Consider the following 17,369-nt stretch of genomic DNA (forward strand, 5'->3'; position numbering starts at 1 on the left):
AGCCACAGGATCCACTGCCTTATTGCTCTGATCACCATAGGGTGTCAATCCAGCAGCTCAATGAGGTGGTTATCAATGCCCGAAAATCTGACATGGATTGACTACAAGGAAATCATTGATTCAAAAGATCTGTTACTACACAATAAAATAATCGATCAGCGCAGAGATGTCCATCACTAACCAGACTCGTTATCATCTATGAATATTATTCTCCTCAAAAAACAAGATTTTATCAATCACTCAACCACTGCAATAATTCGTGATGATCGCTTAGTTCATATCCGACAAGTCTTGAATCCGAATGTGGGGCAATCATTAAAAGTTGGTCTTTTAGGCGGCAACTGTGGTTATGGCATCGTGGAATCGATCAATTCATACGGGATAATCCTTCAGATAGTCCTAAACGAACCAGCACCACATAGACATCCATTTGACATCGTACTTGCATTACCACGACCCAAGATGCTGCGACGTATTTTACGAACAATTGCTGAATACGGAGTAGAAAACTTACATTTAATCAATAGCGCGAGGGTAGAAAAAAGCTTCTGGCAGAGCCCACTCTTGACACCGGAGAAAATTCACGATGCACTGATTGTAGGCATGGAACGCTCCAAGGATACATTAATGACAAATGTTAAATTGCACCGACGGTTTAGACCTTTTGTAGAAGATCAATTGCCTGAGATATGTGTAAATCGTACTTGCTGGCTTACAGATATGAAAGCAACTCAATCAATTGTTGATATTGAGAGCTCCTCAAAACCTGCCGTCGTCATGATTGGGCCTGAAGGTGGGTTCGTACCCTTTGAAATTGAGTTAGCAGAAACAAAAATTGCACGGTCTGTCCATCTAGGAGGAAGAACTCTTAGCGTAGATACCGCAGTAACAACAGTGTTAGCTCAAGCCTTACCGAAAAGTAGACACCAATAAATGATCAACTAAAAAAGAGAATAAAAGCTCATAAGTTAAGCTGCTCAGCTATTAGAATGATTGTGACTTCTAGGTACCATCACAAGCAATAAACAAGAATAGCGATAACATGAGACTACGATCAGCTTCTTAAGAGGACCGTTGAGCATTTTACCTCACATAACTAGGAACGATAATGCGTCTTGACGAATTCCAGAAAGATCTTTCCAAGCGAATTGGGAAGAGAGTCACCAACATCTTTAATCGAGATGGAGAACCTGTTCAGGAATTAATTGATCTCTACCAACCGTCTCCAGCTGGTTTCGCCGGACAACTGATTTTGGTGGATGGGTCCCGTCACTCTTGGGAGTTGTGGCAAGAGGCCGAAGAGATGTGGAACTTTCAATCCACACGTATCTCCTGATTAATGACCCCTGATTTAGATGTAATGAGAGGTTTTATAAATTGGAAAAAATTTAACACCAATCTGATCATGCTTAGATTCACAGATGGACATTGATTCGTACCCTTTTCCGCAATGCCTAATCACTGCAATATCCCACTGTAATGCAGCGGTTCAGACCTTTTACCTGTGTATTTAAAAGCAATCTCACCCAGACCACTGTTTGAAATTCGCCATGCCAACTCTGGAAATTTTTTGGATTAACCCTTTATGACAACGTTGACCCTCGATTGCGAAGTCCATTTGCCTCGACACTACAAAAAGTCCCCACGATCTCTTTAAGCAAGGACTGGGATTGAAGAAGTTCGGGATGCCCATCATCCTCTTGCTGTTCAACGGAAGAAGTGGAATGCAATACAGCATCTTCGCTACACCGCAGATTCCTCACTCAATGCTGGCCGTCATACACGAAGCCTCTCAATTGAGCTAACACGGAATCCCACGTTTTTCAAAGTTTCGCCATGTAGATCCTGATCGCTTTCTCGCTGACCGTACGAATTCCGTTCCTTATCCACTACATGTTGACATGTTGATTGATTTCTAATCAAACTGTTCATTGATTCAGAGGACCCTTTGGCCACCTTTCTTGTCACAGGCGCAAACAGGGGCATCGGACTTGAGTTCTGCCGTCAATTGCAAGCTCGTCATGATCATGTGATTGCGGTATGCCGCCAAGCCTCTCCAGAGCTTGAGGCCATGGGTGTGGAAATTCAGTCGGACATCGAACTCACCAGTGAGACCTCTATCGCTGACCTAGTTCGGAACCTGATGAATCGGCAGTTGGATGGAGTCATTCTGAATGCAGGGATTCTGCAATCAATGGGGCTCGAGGAACTGGATAGCGAAGGAATTAAACGTCAATTCGAGGTCAATGCGTTAGCCCCGTTGTTGTTGGCAAAATCATTGATCGGACAGATGCCTTACGGGGCGAAGCTGGCCCTGATCACCAGTCGAATGGGATCTATCGACGACAACACTTCGGGTGGCTCATATGGCTACCGGATGTCAAAAGTGGCACTGAACATCGCTGGACGATCATTATCAATCGATTTGAAACCACGCGGAATTGCAGTAGCCATTCTCCATCCTGGGCTCGTCAGCACGCGAATGATCAATTTCAACCCTAATGGCATCAGCACAAAAACAGCAGTTCTAGGTCTTCTGGCAAGGATTGATGACCTTGAATTAGAAACCAGCGGGACGTTTTGGCACTCCAATGGTCAAAAGCTTCCATGGTGAGTTGATAAGAGACAATGGTCAAAGCACAAGCTACATGATTACTCTTGCTGAAAATTTCAATAGTTCAAACTGTTTTTTGATAAAATGCATTGAACTCATTTTTATCGTAGAGGATTCTTTTTTTGATTTCTATCTACAACTTATCCTTAAACATCATGTCAAGGATTTCATTCTGTTGGTTGAATCCAACGATGCAAGTGATACATGGCGGCAGAGTAAGAACAGATTTGCGAAAAATTATGGTTTTTGATTTTCAAATACGATCTTAAACCTCACAAACATCACAGCTAAACAAGAGTGGGCATCAACATGGAAGGTGAGCTAAGGCGGAATCCTTTTGTTTTGATTTTGTCATTGGTAACTTTCGCATTCATTGATCTAGCACCTGGTGCATTTTCATTCGCCCAGATCACAGGGGGCAAACCATCAATGTCGCAGATTTCATTAGACAATTGACGCCGACTCAGCTGCATATCGTCGACCAGGTTATAAATCCCAACAAGCTGATTATTGAAAGCAAAACTCACACCATTGGTGATATCAAAAATGCCACTCCAAGCAGGAATATCATTTCCGTTTTTGGGAATCGATTCTCCAGCTGCCTGCTTGATCATGGATACCATGTCTCGTCCAGGGCCATAAATACCACCAAGGCGCAGTACGCAGATTGAGGTGTCGGGACGATCGATTGTGAGCAAAACGTTTTCAGCCTCAACCAACATCGCATTCACAGGATTCAAACAATCCACAGGTGAGTCTTCTGTCACCAACTCACCTTGTTGATCTCCATACACCCCAGCAGAACTGATGTAGGTCACATGAAGCTGATGGGTGGACTGACGACAGCGCAGAGCTCGGGCAAGGTTTCGTATGCCATTCGAAAAAACGCCTTGATACCCGTCTCCATTCTGCGTGGGTGCGACGCTAATCAGCAAACCATGCTGGTCTTCAAGAAAAGAAAAATCGCAGTCTTGCTGAGCAAGATCAAGACTGATTGGCTCGTTGACCACGTTGCGCAACTCAGCAAACCGCTGTGACGTGCGGGTGGTGCCAACAACGTAATGCCCTTGGTTTTTCATGCTTGCCGCCACAAAGCTACCGACGTAGCCGCAGCCAATGACTGAGTAAGAGGACATCAGGACAAGGACGAGTCAACCCATTTTTACAACTCTTTACCCATCAACTGTGGGTCGGTCGGTTCCCTATGCACCGGATCTCTGACATTGGGAAGGTTCTAGGGGAGCTCGGTTCGTCGTCTGCTAACGGAATGATGAACAGCAATCACATAAAAACATGATGCAAGTTTGTCTCTTTGAACTAAAATTTCTGATGGCTTTGTGAGCCGCCCACCACGAAGACGTCACTAATTTAAATGGGCCACACCGCCACCACATGACACAGCTACTAGAGATTCAACAGTGAACTGGTAAATCAAAAGACTTAGTGATTCCAACTTCTTTAAATCAAATGATCTGGGCCGTATCGCTACTGATAGACATTGCTGATGAGTCTATGGTGACCTAAAAAAAGTCAATATCACTTACTCAAGTCTTCTCTGAGAAGTGATAACAAGACCATCCCGCGGAGTAGGGCTTGGTATTTGCTGCAACGACAAATCCTGATTTGGGTGAAGCTGTAACTCAATATTCTTCAGAACACCCAAAGCCATCAAGCGAATTTCAAGATCCGCGAGTGCTTTGCCAAGACATACCCGTTCTCCGCCGCCAAAAGGTAACAGTGTCTGATGGAATGATCCGTCCAAATGACGTTGAGGACGAAAATCAAAAAAGTCTGAATCATCGCTAGGTGATGAGGGAGTCAGAACCACTTGAATCACTCGATCGGCGGAAACTTCAATACCAGAAAGTATGACTGGAGCCTTCGTACGGCGAAAGAACCCTCCAACCGGTGGTGTCAAACGCATCACCTCTAAAACTGTGGCATCCAAACGGGGTAAGGATCGATCTAAATCATCTTGTGCAGACTTAGCATCCAGTTCTGATAACAACCAAGTGTTCACCGTTGGATCGATCAACAATGCACGAAAGAGACAACTAAGCGACGATGCCGTTGTTTCATAACCAGCAAAGAGAAGCAGCAAGAGTTGCTCGGCTAGATCATCATCATCCAGTGAAATTCCAGATTCATCCACTCCAGCTCGGAGGAGATCTAGACCACCTCTCAAAGGAGTGTCATTGGCAAGCAGCTGTTTAAAGCGTGTGAGCAACCGCGTTCGTGCGTTCATCGCTTGCGCAAAAGGAGTACCCGGGATCGAGATCGGGATCGAAAACAAAGCCTTCGTCCAAATCTCGAAATCAGCAAAACATTCATCTCTATTGCGGTCATCGAGTCCCAAAACAACGTTGGCGATCACACTGAACGCAAAGCGACGCATGCGCGGAGCCAGTGGTTGAGGAGAGGTGCTGTTCAGCAATTCATCCACCAGCTTTTGCACGAGTACTGAGATTTCTGGTGTATAGCGGCGCAGAGCAGCGCTTGAAAACAATTGACCAACAACACGCCGGCGAACTTTATGACCATCACCATTGCGATTCGCTAAGGAGCGGCTGCCGAGCAGCAGTTGCACACTTTTAGGCCACCAACCCTCAAGACATCCACCTTGTGCCAAGAGATCAGCAATGGGTTGATCCCCTTGGATGAACACGATGCGTTGGCCTAAGAGACAGGTCTCAAAGACATCACCGTGAGCACGGAAACGCCGTTTGGCAAAAGAGGGATCTCGGAAAAACGCAAGAGACTCAAAAACTCCGGTCAAAGCACCGGTGGTAGGCAGATGTGCGTGAGCCATCAAGGTTGGTTGAGGTTGTGGAACTCAGAGATCGAGGTTCGATCCAACTCAGGATGATCCCAGGAGAAGCAAGCGAAGATCCCTTATCAGATAATTGAGGGCTGTCTTGTCACAACAATCCTAAGAATCAACTAAACCCACTGAGCCCCGCGTATCCAGCCAATGTATTTCCTAGCTTGTTGAAACTTAGATGCTGGTTTGATGATCTGGGGTACAGCACTCAACAACCGCGATCGTCAAGCGGAAGTGATGGATCAAGCGGGCCTCGATCCCAATGAGCATGCAGAAGCTTTGAAGGGTTTGAGGCGCATCAATACAATCAGCCGCTGCTCCGCTGGCTTGTTTCGTCCCATCGAGGCTCTAGCGATCACGCAGCCAACCACGCTGGTTCGAGTTCTTGAACTTGCCTGTGGAGGCGGTGATACAGCCATCGACCTAGCGCTGATGGCCAAGCGAAAGGGTTTGGCACTCGACATTCATGCCTGTGATCTCAACCCTGAAGCTATAGAGATATCTCGGAACAATGCAAGGACAAGAAAAGCTGAAGTCAATTTTTTTACGGCTGATGCTCTGGAAATGCCGACAGACCCGATGACCTTTGATGTTGTGTATTGCACACTGTTCGCGCATCACCTTGATGAGATTGACGTGGTTCGTCTCTTAAAAGTGATGGCGATGCGATCGCGAAAACTCATCCTCGTGGATGACTTAATACGTAGCCGGCTTGGGTTTGCATTGGCCTGGGTTGGCACCCGACTGTTAAGTCGTTCCTGGGTGGTTCATACCGATGGTCCACTGTCTGTTCGGGGCGCTTTGCAACCCGATGAAATGATCACCATCGCCAAGCAAGCAGGTCTGGAAGATGCGCAGATCGAATGCTCATGGCCAGAGCGATACCTGTTGAGCTGGACACGGTATTGAGATGCAAACCTTGTGGGATGTCCTGATCATTGGAGGAGGCCCGGCTGGAGGTCTTGCTGCTTTGGATTGTGCAGCTCATGGATTGCGCGTGTTGCTCGTAGAACAACGGTTATTTCCGCGCTGGAAGGTCTGTGGATGCTGTTTCAACAGCCAGGCCCAAGCGATTCTGAACTCGCGAGGGCAGAACAACTTGATTGTGGATAGCGGTGGACAAGCACTACAAAGCTTGCGACTTGGATTGCGTGGACGGGAGGCAACGTTGGCGCTACCTAACGGCTTTGCACTGTCTCGTGAGCGATTCGATCAAGCCCTGATCAATGCAGCAATCAAAGCTGGAGCAACAGCTCGCTTTCGAGTGACAGCCCAAGTTGGAACCGCATCCCCTGGGTACAGAAGTGTGAGCCTTAAAGATCGTCAAAGTGGGGCTACCAGCCATGTCAAAGCTCGCGTAGTGCTGGTGGCCGCTGGTCTGACCCAACGCTGCCTTCCCCAAAATGAAGCAGGGCAAAGCAGCATTCGTCAGCAATCAAGACATGGTGCTGGATGCGTCGTGGATGATGACAGCCATCACTACCCGGCAGGTGCCATTCACATGGCTATTGGTGATCGGGGCTACGTGGGTTTGGTGCGAAGGGAAGACGGATTGCTCAACCTGGCAGGAGCCTTTGATCGTGACGCTCTATCCCAAGGCCAAGGAGCAATTGATGCGGCACAACACGTTTTGAATCAGGCAGGATTTCCTGTACCAGCTGCACTTCAACAAGGACAACGCTGGCAACTCACTGCAGCTCTGAGCCGGAGCTCAGATGTGGTGGCAGGGGAACGCTTTCTTGTGATGGGTGACGCCGCGGGATATGTCGAGCCCTTCACCGGTGAAGGAATGGCCTGGGCGCTAACGGCGGGTGCTGCTGCTGCACCATTCGTTCTGGAAGGACTGGATCGATGGACTGAGGATTTGGAAACGCGCTGGAAGACAACACTTCAGCGGCATATCGGCAGGCGTCAAACCGTCTGCCGCGCCCTGTCTTCGGTGTTAAAACGGCAGAGCCCCACAGCTTTGTTATTTGAACTCGTAAATCGCTGGCCCGCCATGGCTGAACAGATCATCTCCAACTTGAACGAGGTCAAGTTGCCATCGCCCAAAGGTGAGCCATGCCTCTGAGTATTCACGGTCTCGGTACTGCAATACCCGAGCAAACCGTCAATCAAACAGAGTCAACAGCACTGTCTGAATGGGTCAGTGCCGACAATGCAGAACGAGCGTCGCTCGTACGCCGCATTCAAAGGCGCTCGCAAGTCCAAACCAGAGGCAGTGTTTTATTAACTGGTGATGCAAAGCAAGCAATTCATCAACGCTTGCCGTTTTACGGAGTTGATAGCCCCAGCACGGCTACACGGATGGAGGCATTTCGGCTGCATGCCACTTCATTGGCGCTCAAAGCAAGCAAACATGCACTAGCAGAAGCGCAAATCTCTGCCAATAGGATCACGCATTTGATCACTATCAGCTGCACAGGTTTTCATGCTCCTGGTGTTGATTTTGATCTGATTGATCAACTTCAACTACCTCTCAATATCCAACGCACACATGTGGGATTTATGGGATGTCATGCGGCGTTAAATGGTTTACGCGTTGCTCACGCTTTTATAGAAGCCGATCCCAAGGCTGTTGTTCTGCTTTGCGCTGTGGAATTATGCAGTCTTCATTTGCAATACGGCTGGAATCCTGAACAAGTAGTGGCCAATACGTTGTTTGCTGATGGTGCTGCTGCTTTGATAGCGACGCGTTCTGAGATAAACAACAAAGAGCCAATCTCTGCAGGATTATCACTTCAGGCTTCTGGATCCACAGTGATTCCAGAGACCCGCGATTTAATGCATTGGCAGATTGGAAATCAAGGATTCTCCATGGGCTTATCCCCCAAAGTGCCTAAGGAAATTGCCAAAACATTGCAACCATGGTTAAGCGAATGGCTGAATGAGCGAGGCACAGATCTCAACAGCATTCAACATTGGGCCATTCATCCTGGAGGTCCAAGAATTCTGCAAGCTTGTGCTGATGCCTTATCCCTGAGTGAAAACCAACTTGCTGTATCAAGACATGTCCTGAGTCACTACGGAAACATGTCGTCTGCAACCGTTTTGTTTGTTCTTGAGCATATGAGACAGCACCATTGCCATGGACCCTGTGTTGCACTTGCGTTCGGGCCAGGCTTATGCGCAGAAGTTGCTTTGATGTCTCTGTAAATGCAATGAACTCAAGTGCAATGAATATTGATTGAGTTTCTACTTCTAACGATAGGGATATTAAAGGAACCCAGCCACTTATGATCATGGAAGTGTTACCGATGTGATGGGGATGAAACGGGTTTGTTTGGGGATTTTAATCGCTCTATTTTTCGCAATCCTCTCTCTTCCTGTGAATGCTCAGCAGACAGCAAACGTCATAGAGGAACCATTGAGTCCATCCACTCCCTCCAAGATTGCCATTTATCGATCTGAGAGTTGTGGGTGCTGCACAAAATGGGGGGAGTACATAGAAGCTGAAGGCTTCCCGATCCAAGACAAGGTGGTGAAGGATATGGATGCTTTCAAACAAGCCAATGGGATCACCCCAGAGCTGGCGTCTTGCCACACTGCGGTAGTGGAAGGATACGTTGTGGAAGGGCATGTTCCCGCAGCATCCATCAACAAAATGTTGGACGAACGTCCAGACATCAAAGGTCTCACAGCGCCTGGAATGCCCATGGGATCTCCTGGGATGGAAACGGCAGGTATCAAAGCTGAAGCCTTTGATGTCCTTGCCATCGCGCACGATGGAACGACCACTGTCTTTGATCAGATAAGGCCTAAGCAACCATAATTTTGGCGAGTCCTGAAACACTTACCATCACGGATAGTCGACAGATTTAGAAAAACTCTGCTCTACCAAAAGACCTTAACGGGTAAAATTACCAACGTATTTTTACAGACAACTGTGCAGGTGAATTCACAGTTAAATAATCAATTTTCATGCAAGACATCATCCTCTAGCGCATTAGTCCAAGAGCATGCGCATGATGCTCCAAATGGCGATCGATCACGCTGGCGACGAAAAAATAGCTGTGGTCGTATCCCTCATGAATGAATAACGCCAGTGGTTGATGGTTGTTTGCCGCAGCAGTGCGCAAATCAGTTGCACGTAGCTGCTCGTGCAGAAATGGATCGGCTGAACCCAGGTCAACCAACAGCTGGTCGTTTCGACGGTAACCGTCTTCTAACAAGGCAACGGCATCCCACTGCCGCCATCGCAGTTGCGCTTCAGGGGTAGTGCCAAAAAAATAACTAAAGGCTTTTCGCCCCCAGGGACATTGGCTGGGGTGGGAAATCGGAGCTACTGCCGACACTGATTGATAACGGTCTGGATGACGCAAACCAAGAACCAAGGCACCATGGCCCCCCATCGAATGACCAGATAGTCCAAGACGCTGATCATCAAGAGGCAATTCAGAGCAAAGCCTTAAAGGCAATTCCTCCAGCACAAAGCTATGCATCCGGTAATGCTCAGACCAGGGATCTCGTTCAGCATCAACGTAAAAACCTGCTCCACAACCAAAATCCCACTCCCCTGATGGATCTGTAGGAACGTTGTCTCCCCTTGGACTGGTATCCGGAGTAATTAATGCCAGGCCAAGTTCAGCAGCTCGGCGCTGGGCACCAGCTTTCTGCACAAAATTCTCATCAGTACAGGTCAGTCCAGACAACCAAATCAATGCAGGTACAGGTACCGCATCAGTCACAAGAGCACTCGGAGGTAAAAACACGCCCACGGTGCTGCTGCCATTCAACTGCTTAGACTCCAAGAGATAGCGGCGTTGTTCCCCGTCGAAACAACGTTGGCTGCTCAGCAATTTCATTCTTTCAATAATCTCCGTTAAAAATGAACAACCGTGCGTATACTTTCGCCAGCATGCATCAACTCGAATGCTCGGTTGATGTCATTTAATTCCATCGTATGGGTAATAAAGCTGTCGAGAGGAATCTCCCCAGCTTGATAGCGCTCGACGTAACCCGGCAATTGACTTCGTCCGCGCACCCCTCCAAAAGCAGAACCCCGCCACACCCTGCCAGTAACCAGTTGAAACGGCCTGGTACTGATCTCCTGTCCAGCTCCCGCCACACCAATGATCGTTGATTCACCCCAGCCCTTATGGCATGACTCAAGAGCAGCGCGCATGACATCCACATTGCCAATGCACTCGAAGGAATAGTCGACCCCACCATCGGTAAGTTCAATCAATACCTCCTGGATTGGAGTCGCATGGTCACGAGGATTGATGCATTCCGTGGCCCCTAGTTGTTGAGCAATGGCGAACTTTGCTGGGTTCAGGTCGATCCCAATAATCCGCTCAGCTCTTGCCTGAACGGCACCAATGATCACGGCTAATCCAATGCCACCAAGACCAAAGACAGCCACGCTGCTGCCAGGTTCCACCTTGGCCGTGTTGTGCACGGCACCAATGCCTGTGGTCACACCACAGCCGAGCAAGCACACCTTCTCCAAGGGTGCATCGGCATTGATCTTGGCAACTGCAATCTCCGGCAGAACGGTGTACTCGGAAAATGTCGACGTCCCCATGTAATGGTGGATCATCGTTAGATCACGAGAAAACCGACTGCTGCCGTCGGGCATCAAACCCCTGCCCTGAGTCGAACGAATCGCCTGGCAAAGGTTTGTCTTACCGGAGAGACAAAACCGACAGCGCCCGCATTCAGGGGTGTACAGAGGGATCACATGATCACCTACCGACACTGAGGTCACACCCTCACCAATCTCCTCGACAACAGCTCCACCTTCATGCCCCAACACAACAGGAAATAAACCTTCAGGATCTGAACCAGACAAGGTGTAGGCGTCTGTATGACAAACCCCTGTCGCCACAACACGAAGAAGCACTTCTCCAGAACGAGGTGGGGCGACATCAATCTCGGTGACATCCAAAGGCTCGCCTGGAGCCCAAGCAACCGCAGCTCTGGAGCGAATCATGAGTGAGGGAAAATCGAATCCATCAGCATCATCGCTCTGAGGCTCAGCATGACAGCAGAGAAAGAGCAATTCAGAACAGACCTCGGAAAACAAACACAATGATTTGCAACTAGATCAATCTGAAGACGCGTGGTGATTAACAACACCATTGATCAAATGTTAGACAACAAAATCGGCCAAGACTCATCCCTGGCCAATCAACTACAGGCATTGGAAAAACTGCAGAAAGTCCAGACAAAGCAAAGTGTCACTAATCCAAGACCATTGACCTAGGCAGAAGCATTGGTGGACCGCATTAGATTACGCTCTCTATTAAACATAAAGAGTCCGAATGAAAACGCGAAAGAGATTCCAAAGGTTGCCACAAAATAAAGATACCAATACTTCATCTTGAGCCTCATTGCCTCAGCAACAATGAATGCAAAGGCAGCGATGAGGACGAGCGTTAAATCCGCCGCAATAAAACCAGCGGAAGCATTCGCCCAGACCCCCTGAGAAAACAGTTCAACAATTTCGAGTGGGTCGGTCAGACCTAAAGCTTCTGTTTCTTGGATGAACTGGTAAATGCAGTACCACGGCCAGACAACCCCCCCCACAGCTGTGACGGCATAAATCAACAATCGTAGCTTTGCCATAGCAACAAAGGAAGAATGCCCACTATCTCATACGAACAGCTGACAGTAAGTACAAACGCTACAGAGGCGCTTTGTATTAATCTGGGAATAATCAATAGTCGTCAAAGATTAAGCATTAGAACTACAGCAAAGTACAGCATTGTCAATCATAACAATGAGAAGACACGAGCCAAACAAAGCCATGGCTATTATAACGGTTGCTTAAACATAAGATATACGCAACAATCTCATGAAAGCCTGAATAGGCCTCTTACCATATGGATACTGCAAAGAAGGCCTTGAAGACTGGTAAAGATATTTATTTAGAAGTTGTTGTTGAATGGAGTCAAAACGATTAAAGCTAAGACTAGAAGCAGCGCTATGATCAGAAGAAGTAACACAAACTGCATCAATAATGATAGTTTTGGTCAAATGAATCTTGCAAACACTACTTTTAGGAATATCCTTAAACGAAGAATCTATTACAAAAGAGCAGCCAAGCGGAGAAATTGATGTTACCAAAACTGGTAACACGAGATTGTCATCAAAAACAATTTTAGAGCGTTGATTACAGGAAAGCAAATATTTAGCTTCGTTGTCTTCGCGCTGGCTGGACATCAACAAGACAACACCTAATATACAAATATTGTAAATGATCCAAATAAGAGTTACTAGACGCGACGACGTAGGAGATACTTGCACGTAATGAGAAGAATTAGTACCTACAACCACCAAGCTGATAAAGTTAATTAGGAATAAAGCAAATGCAGGCCTCAGTGTTGGCGTGTAGTAACGCTCACTAACCGACATTTTACCTTTTGGCGTAACTCTAAACGGAGCTCCAAATGGTTTTATAAATGTAGAAAGAATTTCGGTGTAAACGCCTAATCCAATAAATGTATTAACACCTTCACTCAAAACTGGAAGGTAATGCTTGTCACTCAATAGCAACATTGCCATATGAATAGACACAAAAAATGGAATAAATAAATATGGAAACTCAGATATAGTAGATACGGGAAATGGCGATAGACCAAAGAAGACGGTAAGTGCAGGTATGATAAAAAAGATTGGACGCAATAACGTATTCAAAATACTCAAAGCAGGATTTAATAAAATACGATGAGATAAAGGTAAACCCTTCATCAAAGTCATAATCATGGAAGTTTGAATTGCACCACGGACCCATCTCCTACGTTGAATAAAGAAAGACTTAAGGGACTCAGGTGAAAGACCTCTTGCCATAGGTAGTGAATGAAAATATGTCTTCCAACCTTTAGAGTACAATATAATACTAAGAAGAGTATCTTCAGTGACTGATTTAGTAGGGAAACCACCAATTTCTAAAATAGCTGTTCGTCTATGGATAGAAGATGATCCGCAGCAAGTTGCAAGGCCAATTGAATTCTTTCCTGGTTGCACAACATTGTGATAGAAGGCTTGCTCATCAACCCAAAAATTATTTAATCTCAAATTACTAAGAATGGGATCAGGGTTGAAAAAGCAGTGTGGGGTTTGAATAGTAGCAATGTTCGAATTGGACTCGAACTTAGAAATGATAGGACCTAATGAATCAGCGAAAATCACAAAATCTGCATCCAAAATCACAAAGTATTTACCAAATGTTTTTTGTAGAGCGTTATTAAGATTGCCAGCTTTGGCATGAACATTTGATGTACGAGTAATGTATCCGACTTGAAGCTCAGTACATAGCTTATCTACCCATTTTCTATTACCATCATCCAAAACCCAGACGTTAGAATTTTGATACTTAACATTCATTGCTGCCATAATAGTCGGAGTTATGATCTCCTCGTCCTCATTGTATGTTGTGATAAAAATATCAACAGATGGAGAGTTTCTTAAAGCTTTATTACTTAAACATAACTCAGGAGTAAATCTTGTACTAAAATTAATTAAAGGTAAATGCCTATTAAGAACTTTGCCAGAAGGCTTTAATAGAATCAAGGAATAAAGCAAAAAGTCAACATATGCAAGAATTTCCAAACAAAAGAGTAAAACAGTGAAAATGTAATCAGAAGTATATATAAAATCATTTGCAATAATACCGTTAAGCCTCCAAAACAAATAGATTGCTCCAGTTAGGAAGAATACAGTAACGGTAACTAGCCTTCTTAAGAGGCAAGGTTTAAAACCAAAAAAGAAAAAAATTGCACAGACATTAAGAAAAATAAAAGCCCAAAAATTCATAATCTCAAACCTCAACTCTTACTGGTTGGCCGTATGGACAATTTGATCCAATTTCATGTTTTGGAACTGCAATATGAAGCCTTACTCGTTCAGATTTTGATGTAGGAAAAATAACTGAACTAAATTTCAACTCAGACAAATCAATAGATTCCCATTGTTTGCTAAGCAAAACACCATTGTATTTTTTGTTGTTTATTTTATCAAAAACACTGAGAGAATCACCAGGATTTAAATGTCGTACTTTTCTAGGTTCAAAAAGAGCTTCTACACGTAATGATTCACAATTCACAAGTGTTAATAGGCTTGTACCTTTTGAAACTTCTTTGCCAGAATTAGCCTTTCGCGCTAATACTAAACCAGTAAAGTTAGGTGCAAACTTGAATGAATTTCTAGATTTGATTTGCATAATTTCTCTATTTTTAATATTTAGTTCATCGTTTAACTCATAGAGAGAAAGTCTATGATTACTTATTTGAAGATCATGTTGAGACAGTGACTTGGCAGAAATTGGAAGTTTGCCAGTAGAATCTGCTAAATATATTGAAGATGATGCCAATTGCATTTTAAGTTTATTTTCTAATCTCTTTTGATATTCTAATTCGGATTTTAAAGTATTGTAGGCGGAATCATTAGTTAGTCGGTCTGATAACGATATTGCATCTTTATTAGTTTCAAAATCAATCAATTCTTTTAGTGACTTGTGTTTAAGGAAATCATTTTCAAGTGAAATTATCAGTGATTTTGTCTTATGCAAATCATCCTTTATTGAACTAATACTAGATTCAATAAGAAATGAAAGCTCAGGCTGAAGTCTATCAATTTTAGTTAGAATCGTATCCCTTTCAAGTATTGTTGTTTCAAGAAGATCTTTACTTCTTTTTGAACCATTAATTTCAATTAATAGCTCATTAGCACTTACTAGCTGTCCAGTTTGAACAGTCGATCGCGATACCATACCATCTAATGGAGATACAACTTCAGTCACATCACCTGTAATATATGCACGAAGACTTGTATCTTCAACAAATAGAAAAGAAAAGGCTGTGATACCACCAAATAGTGAGATAAAAGAAATCAGCTTTCTTCTCGACAAATTCCTAAATATCGGAGATTCCACAATTATTTTTCTTATAGATTTCTTGTTCTCTTTAGAAATGTTTTGATTGTGCGTGCTGTCAGTGTTCATGAGAGCTCGGTGATATATTCAAATTTTATGTAAATGAAAATTCATAACCCTTAATTTACAGACATACGCAAATGCACAAAACCACATAGAGAATTCGCAAAACGCTATGATGATGTGATAGTTGATTCCGTATGTATCAAGGTTTACAAGTACTTGATGTAAGTAGAAACAAGTAAAATGAAATTGAAAACCAATTCGAAAATATTTTTATCCTTGTTGGCATTATATTCTATATATGAATATAGTTTTAATAAGGCATTTGGTTCTACTCAAAAAACCATAAACGAGACAGTTGATATTACGATCAATTCAAAAAAAGCTACTCATAAGATAAGTCCACTTATATTTGGTATGAATCGTTTTGATGATGATGTTCTCGTTAAAGTTAAACCATCGATAATGCGTTGGGGAGGGAATGACACAAGCAGATATAATATAAATTCTGACACAACGAGTCTAGGAAAGGATTATTTCTTTCAGAATATACCGAAACCAAAGGACTTTCTTTCAACTCTTGTTAATAGAAATAAATCTGCTAACATTAACACTATAATTACTTTACCATTATTGGGATGGATCCCTAAAAGAAGAAAGGAAGAACATCCATATGATTGTTCTTTTAGTATAACAAAATATGGTTTACAAGATGATGTTGATACATGGGACACCGACTGCGGTAATGGTTTTAAAGATAACTTAGCTCTTACAAATAATAATCCACAAGATGCGAGCATTTTATTTAGTAAAGATTATCAATCTAAATTTCTAAATTTATTTATTAGAGAATTTGGACTAGCAAGAAATGGAGGAGTCAGATTCTACAGTTTAGATAATGAACCAATGTTGTGGCATAAGACCCATCGGGACGTTGTTAAAAAACCAATAAATTACACAGATTTACTTGATAAACAGATTAAGGGTGCATCCATTATTAAACAAACTGACCCAACTGCCGCCACATTAGGTCCAGTCTTGTGGGGCTGGTGTGCATATTTCTTTTCAGCTCAAGATGGCTGTAAAGCAGGATCAGACTATAGAAAAAACCAAAACTTATCTTTTTTACCATGGTATTTAAAACAATTTTACAATCAGGAAAAGAAAAATAAAATCAGGCTCCTCGATTTTCTTGATGTTCATATTTATCCTCAAGGTGATAATATCTATTCTCAAAATCCTGGTACAATTAAAACACAGAAGTTACGATTGCGTTCAACAAATTCACTATGGGACAAGTCTTACATTGATGAAAGTTGGATTAATCAGCCAATTTATTTGATTAAAAGATTGAAAAATTGGATTGATTTGTACTACCCAGGTACTAAAATTGCAATATCAGAGTACAATTGGGGAGGCTTTAGTAGTGTGAATGGAGCAATTGCTCAAGCTGACATATTAGGTATATTCGGGTCCGAAGGGGTAGATATTGCAACTCATTGGGAATATCCCAAAGCAACTATGCAACAACCTGGTGTTTATGCATTTCAGATATACACTAACTTCGATGGAAAAGGGAGTGCTTTTGGTTTAAATGGTGTCAATGCTGCTTCCAGCAATAGAGAAAAAGTTTCAGTTTACTCATCTCTGCAAGATAAAGGAAATCTTACAACAATATTTATTAACAAGTCATTCAACACTGTTTTAGCTGATGTGTCACATATTACAAACAAAGAGTTTGCCGCTGAAGCAGAAACTTACACATTTTCTTCAATTAATTCTTCTTCAATTTTAGCCAATCGTGTGTTACTGCCTGATTTGAACAAATTTAAATTAACTCTCCCAGCTCAATCAATTTGTTTACTTCTTTTGCACAAACAATAATAATCACACCACCGCAATAAAGAATAAATTGTATTTAAGGCAATGCAATAACTTTGTTATCCACAAAGATCAAAATACTACTCATTACTCCTGTATTAGTGCCTGAATAATTTGGAAATCATGGCTAAATTGTTTAATTGATATTCAAGCTATGGATGTAAAATACTAAC

The 17,369-nt window shown here is 43.7% G+C and carries 15 protein-coding genes; 8 read left to right on the forward strand and 7 right to left on the reverse strand.

Annotation, left to right across the window (positions count from 1 at the left end; genetic code table 11):
• Positions 1–198: 198 nt before the first annotated feature.
• From SYNC_RS06775 to SYNC_RS06785, 3 genes are all read left to right on the forward strand, one after another.
• Entirely contained in the window at positions 199–933 is a 735-nt protein-coding gene (locus SYNC_RS06775; RefSeq protein WP_011619375.1) for a 16S rRNA (uracil(1498)-N(3))-methyltransferase, read from the forward strand.
• Positions 934–1,108: 175 nt separating this feature from the next.
• Positions 1,109–1,336: a hypothetical protein gene (locus SYNC_RS06780; protein ID WP_011619376.1), complete on the forward strand. Its 228-nt coding sequence runs from the start codon at positions 1,109–1,111 to the stop codon at positions 1,334–1,336.
• A gap of 612 nt (positions 1,337–1,948) precedes the next feature.
• A complete protein-coding gene (locus tag SYNC_RS06785) occupies positions 1,949–2,614 on the forward strand; it encodes an SDR family oxidoreductase (RefSeq protein WP_011619377.1) in 666 nt (221 codons plus the stop codon).
• Between the two features lie 287 nt (positions 2,615–2,901).
• Here SYNC_RS06785 and SYNC_RS06795 read toward each other — a convergent pair whose 3' ends face one another.
• Together SYNC_RS06795 and SYNC_RS06800 are read right to left on the reverse strand one after the other, a co-directional pair.
• Positions 2,902–3,750 (reverse strand): NAD-dependent epimerase/dehydratase family protein, encoded by an 849-nt coding sequence (locus SYNC_RS06795; RefSeq protein ID WP_011619378.1) that lies wholly within the window; start codon positions 3,748–3,750, stop codon positions 2,902–2,904.
• Between the two features lie 404 nt (positions 3,751–4,154).
• On the reverse strand, positions 4,155–5,423 hold the full coding sequence (locus SYNC_RS06800; protein WP_041426540.1) for a cytochrome P450: 1,269 nt from the start codon (positions 5,421–5,423) through the stop codon (positions 4,155–4,157).
• 201 nt (positions 5,424–5,624) lie between these two features.
• Between SYNC_RS06800 and SYNC_RS06805 the strand changes: the two genes are divergently transcribed.
• From SYNC_RS06805 to SYNC_RS06820, 4 genes are all read left to right on the forward strand, one after another.
• Positions 5,625–6,344, forward strand: coding sequence for a class I SAM-dependent methyltransferase (locus SYNC_RS06805; RefSeq protein ID WP_041426541.1), 720 nt, complete (start codon positions 5,625–5,627; stop codon positions 6,342–6,344).
• 1 nt (position 6,345) lies between these two features.
• Positions 6,346–7,506 (forward strand): NAD(P)/FAD-dependent oxidoreductase, encoded by a 1,161-nt coding sequence (locus tag SYNC_RS06810; RefSeq protein ID WP_011619381.1) that lies wholly within the window; start codon positions 6,346–6,348, stop codon positions 7,504–7,506.
• A complete protein-coding gene (locus tag SYNC_RS06815) occupies positions 7,497–8,591 on the forward strand; it encodes a type III polyketide synthase (RefSeq protein WP_011619382.1) in 1,095 nt (364 codons plus the stop codon). The genes SYNC_RS06810 and SYNC_RS06815 overlap by 10 nt, the downstream gene beginning before the upstream one ends.
• Before the next feature lie 106 nt (positions 8,592–8,697).
• Positions 8,698–9,207: a DUF411 domain-containing protein gene (locus tag SYNC_RS06820; RefSeq protein WP_237699174.1), complete on the forward strand. Its 510-nt coding sequence runs from the start codon at positions 8,698–8,700 to the stop codon at positions 9,205–9,207.
• Between the two features lie 166 nt (positions 9,208–9,373).
• Here SYNC_RS06820 and fghA read toward each other — a convergent pair whose 3' ends face one another.
• The 5 genes from fghA to SYNC_RS06845 form a co-directional block, all read right to left on the reverse strand.
• Positions 9,374–10,240, reverse strand: coding sequence for an S-formylglutathione hydrolase (gene fghA / locus SYNC_RS06825; RefSeq protein ID WP_011619384.1), 867 nt, complete (start codon positions 10,238–10,240; stop codon positions 9,374–9,376).
• Positions 10,241–10,257: 17 nt separating this feature from the next.
• A complete protein-coding gene (locus tag SYNC_RS06830; RefSeq protein WP_041426990.1) occupies positions 10,258–11,370 on the reverse strand; it encodes an S-(hydroxymethyl)glutathione dehydrogenase/class III alcohol dehydrogenase in 1,113 nt (370 codons plus the stop codon).
• A gap of 269 nt (positions 11,371–11,639) precedes the next feature.
• Positions 11,640–12,005, reverse strand: coding sequence for a DUF2834 domain-containing protein (locus SYNC_RS06835; RefSeq protein ID WP_011619386.1), 366 nt, complete (start codon positions 12,003–12,005; stop codon positions 11,640–11,642).
• A 201-nt stretch (positions 12,006–12,206) separates the two neighbouring features.
• Positions 12,207–14,195: a glycosyltransferase gene (locus tag SYNC_RS06840; RefSeq protein ID WP_041426543.1), complete on the reverse strand. Its 1,989-nt coding sequence runs from the start codon at positions 14,193–14,195 to the stop codon at positions 12,207–12,209.
• Between the two features lie 4 nt (positions 14,196–14,199).
• Positions 14,200–15,381: an HlyD family secretion protein gene (locus SYNC_RS06845; protein WP_011619388.1), complete on the reverse strand. Its 1,182-nt coding sequence runs from the start codon at positions 15,379–15,381 to the stop codon at positions 14,200–14,202.
• 177 nt (positions 15,382–15,558) lie between these two features.
• On the opposite strand from SYNC_RS06845, the gene SYNC_RS06850 reads away from it, so the two are divergent.
• On the forward strand, positions 15,559–17,199 hold the full coding sequence (locus SYNC_RS06850) for a glycoside hydrolase family 44 protein (RefSeq protein ID WP_011619389.1): 1,641 nt from the start codon (positions 15,559–15,561) through the stop codon (positions 17,197–17,199).
• Positions 17,200–17,369: the final 170 nt, after the last annotated feature.

This window comes from Synechococcus sp. CC9311 (assembly GCF_000014585.1).
Lineage (GTDB): Bacteria > Cyanobacteriota > Cyanobacteriia > PCC-6307 > Cyanobiaceae > Synechococcus_C.

Bases quoted from the DNA above. Each gene is read 5' to 3' on its own strand.
- SYNC_RS06775 (WP_011619375.1), top strand. From the start codon at position 199: ATGAATATTATTCTCCTCAAAAAACAAGATTTTATCAATCACTCAACC.
- SYNC_RS06830 (WP_041426990.1), bottom strand. From the start codon at position 11,370: ATGATTCGCTCCAGAGCTGCGGTTGCTTGGGCTCCAGGCGAGCCTTTG.
- SYNC_RS06810 (WP_011619381.1), top strand. From the start codon at position 6,346: ATGCAAACCTTGTGGGATGTCCTGATCATTGGAGGAGGCCCGGCTGGA.
- SYNC_RS06780 (WP_011619376.1), top strand. From the start codon at position 1,109: ATGCGTCTTGACGAATTCCAGAAAGATCTTTCCAAGCGAATTGGGAAG.
- SYNC_RS06805 (WP_041426541.1), top strand. From the start codon at position 5,625: ATGATCTGGGGTACAGCACTCAACAACCGCGATCGTCAAGCGGAAGTG.
- SYNC_RS06815 (WP_011619382.1), top strand. From the start codon at position 7,497: ATGCCTCTGAGTATTCACGGTCTCGGTACTGCAATACCCGAGCAAACC.
- SYNC_RS06850 (WP_011619389.1), top strand. From the start codon at position 15,559: ATGAAATTGAAAACCAATTCGAAAATATTTTTATCCTTGTTGGCATTA.
- SYNC_RS06845 (WP_011619388.1), bottom strand. From the start codon at position 15,381: ATGAACACTGACAGCACGCACAATCAAAACATTTCTAAAGAGAACAAG.
- SYNC_RS06820 (WP_237699174.1), top strand. From the start codon at position 8,698: ATGGGGATGAAACGGGTTTGTTTGGGGATTTTAATCGCTCTATTTTTC.
- SYNC_RS06800 (WP_041426540.1), bottom strand. From the start codon at position 5,423: ATGGCTCACGCACATCTGCCTACCACCGGTGCTTTGACCGGAGTTTTT.
- SYNC_RS06840 (WP_041426543.1), bottom strand. From the start codon at position 14,195: ATGAATTTTTGGGCTTTTATTTTTCTTAATGTCTGTGCAATTTTTTTC.
- fghA (WP_011619384.1), bottom strand. From the start codon at position 10,240: ATGAAATTGCTGAGCAGCCAACGTTGTTTCGACGGGGAACAACGCCGC.
- SYNC_RS06835 (WP_011619386.1), bottom strand. From the start codon at position 12,005: ATGGCAAAGCTACGATTGTTGATTTATGCCGTCACAGCTGTGGGGGGG.
- SYNC_RS06795 (WP_011619378.1), bottom strand. From the start codon at position 3,750: ATGTCCTCTTACTCAGTCATTGGCTGCGGCTACGTCGGTAGCTTTGTG.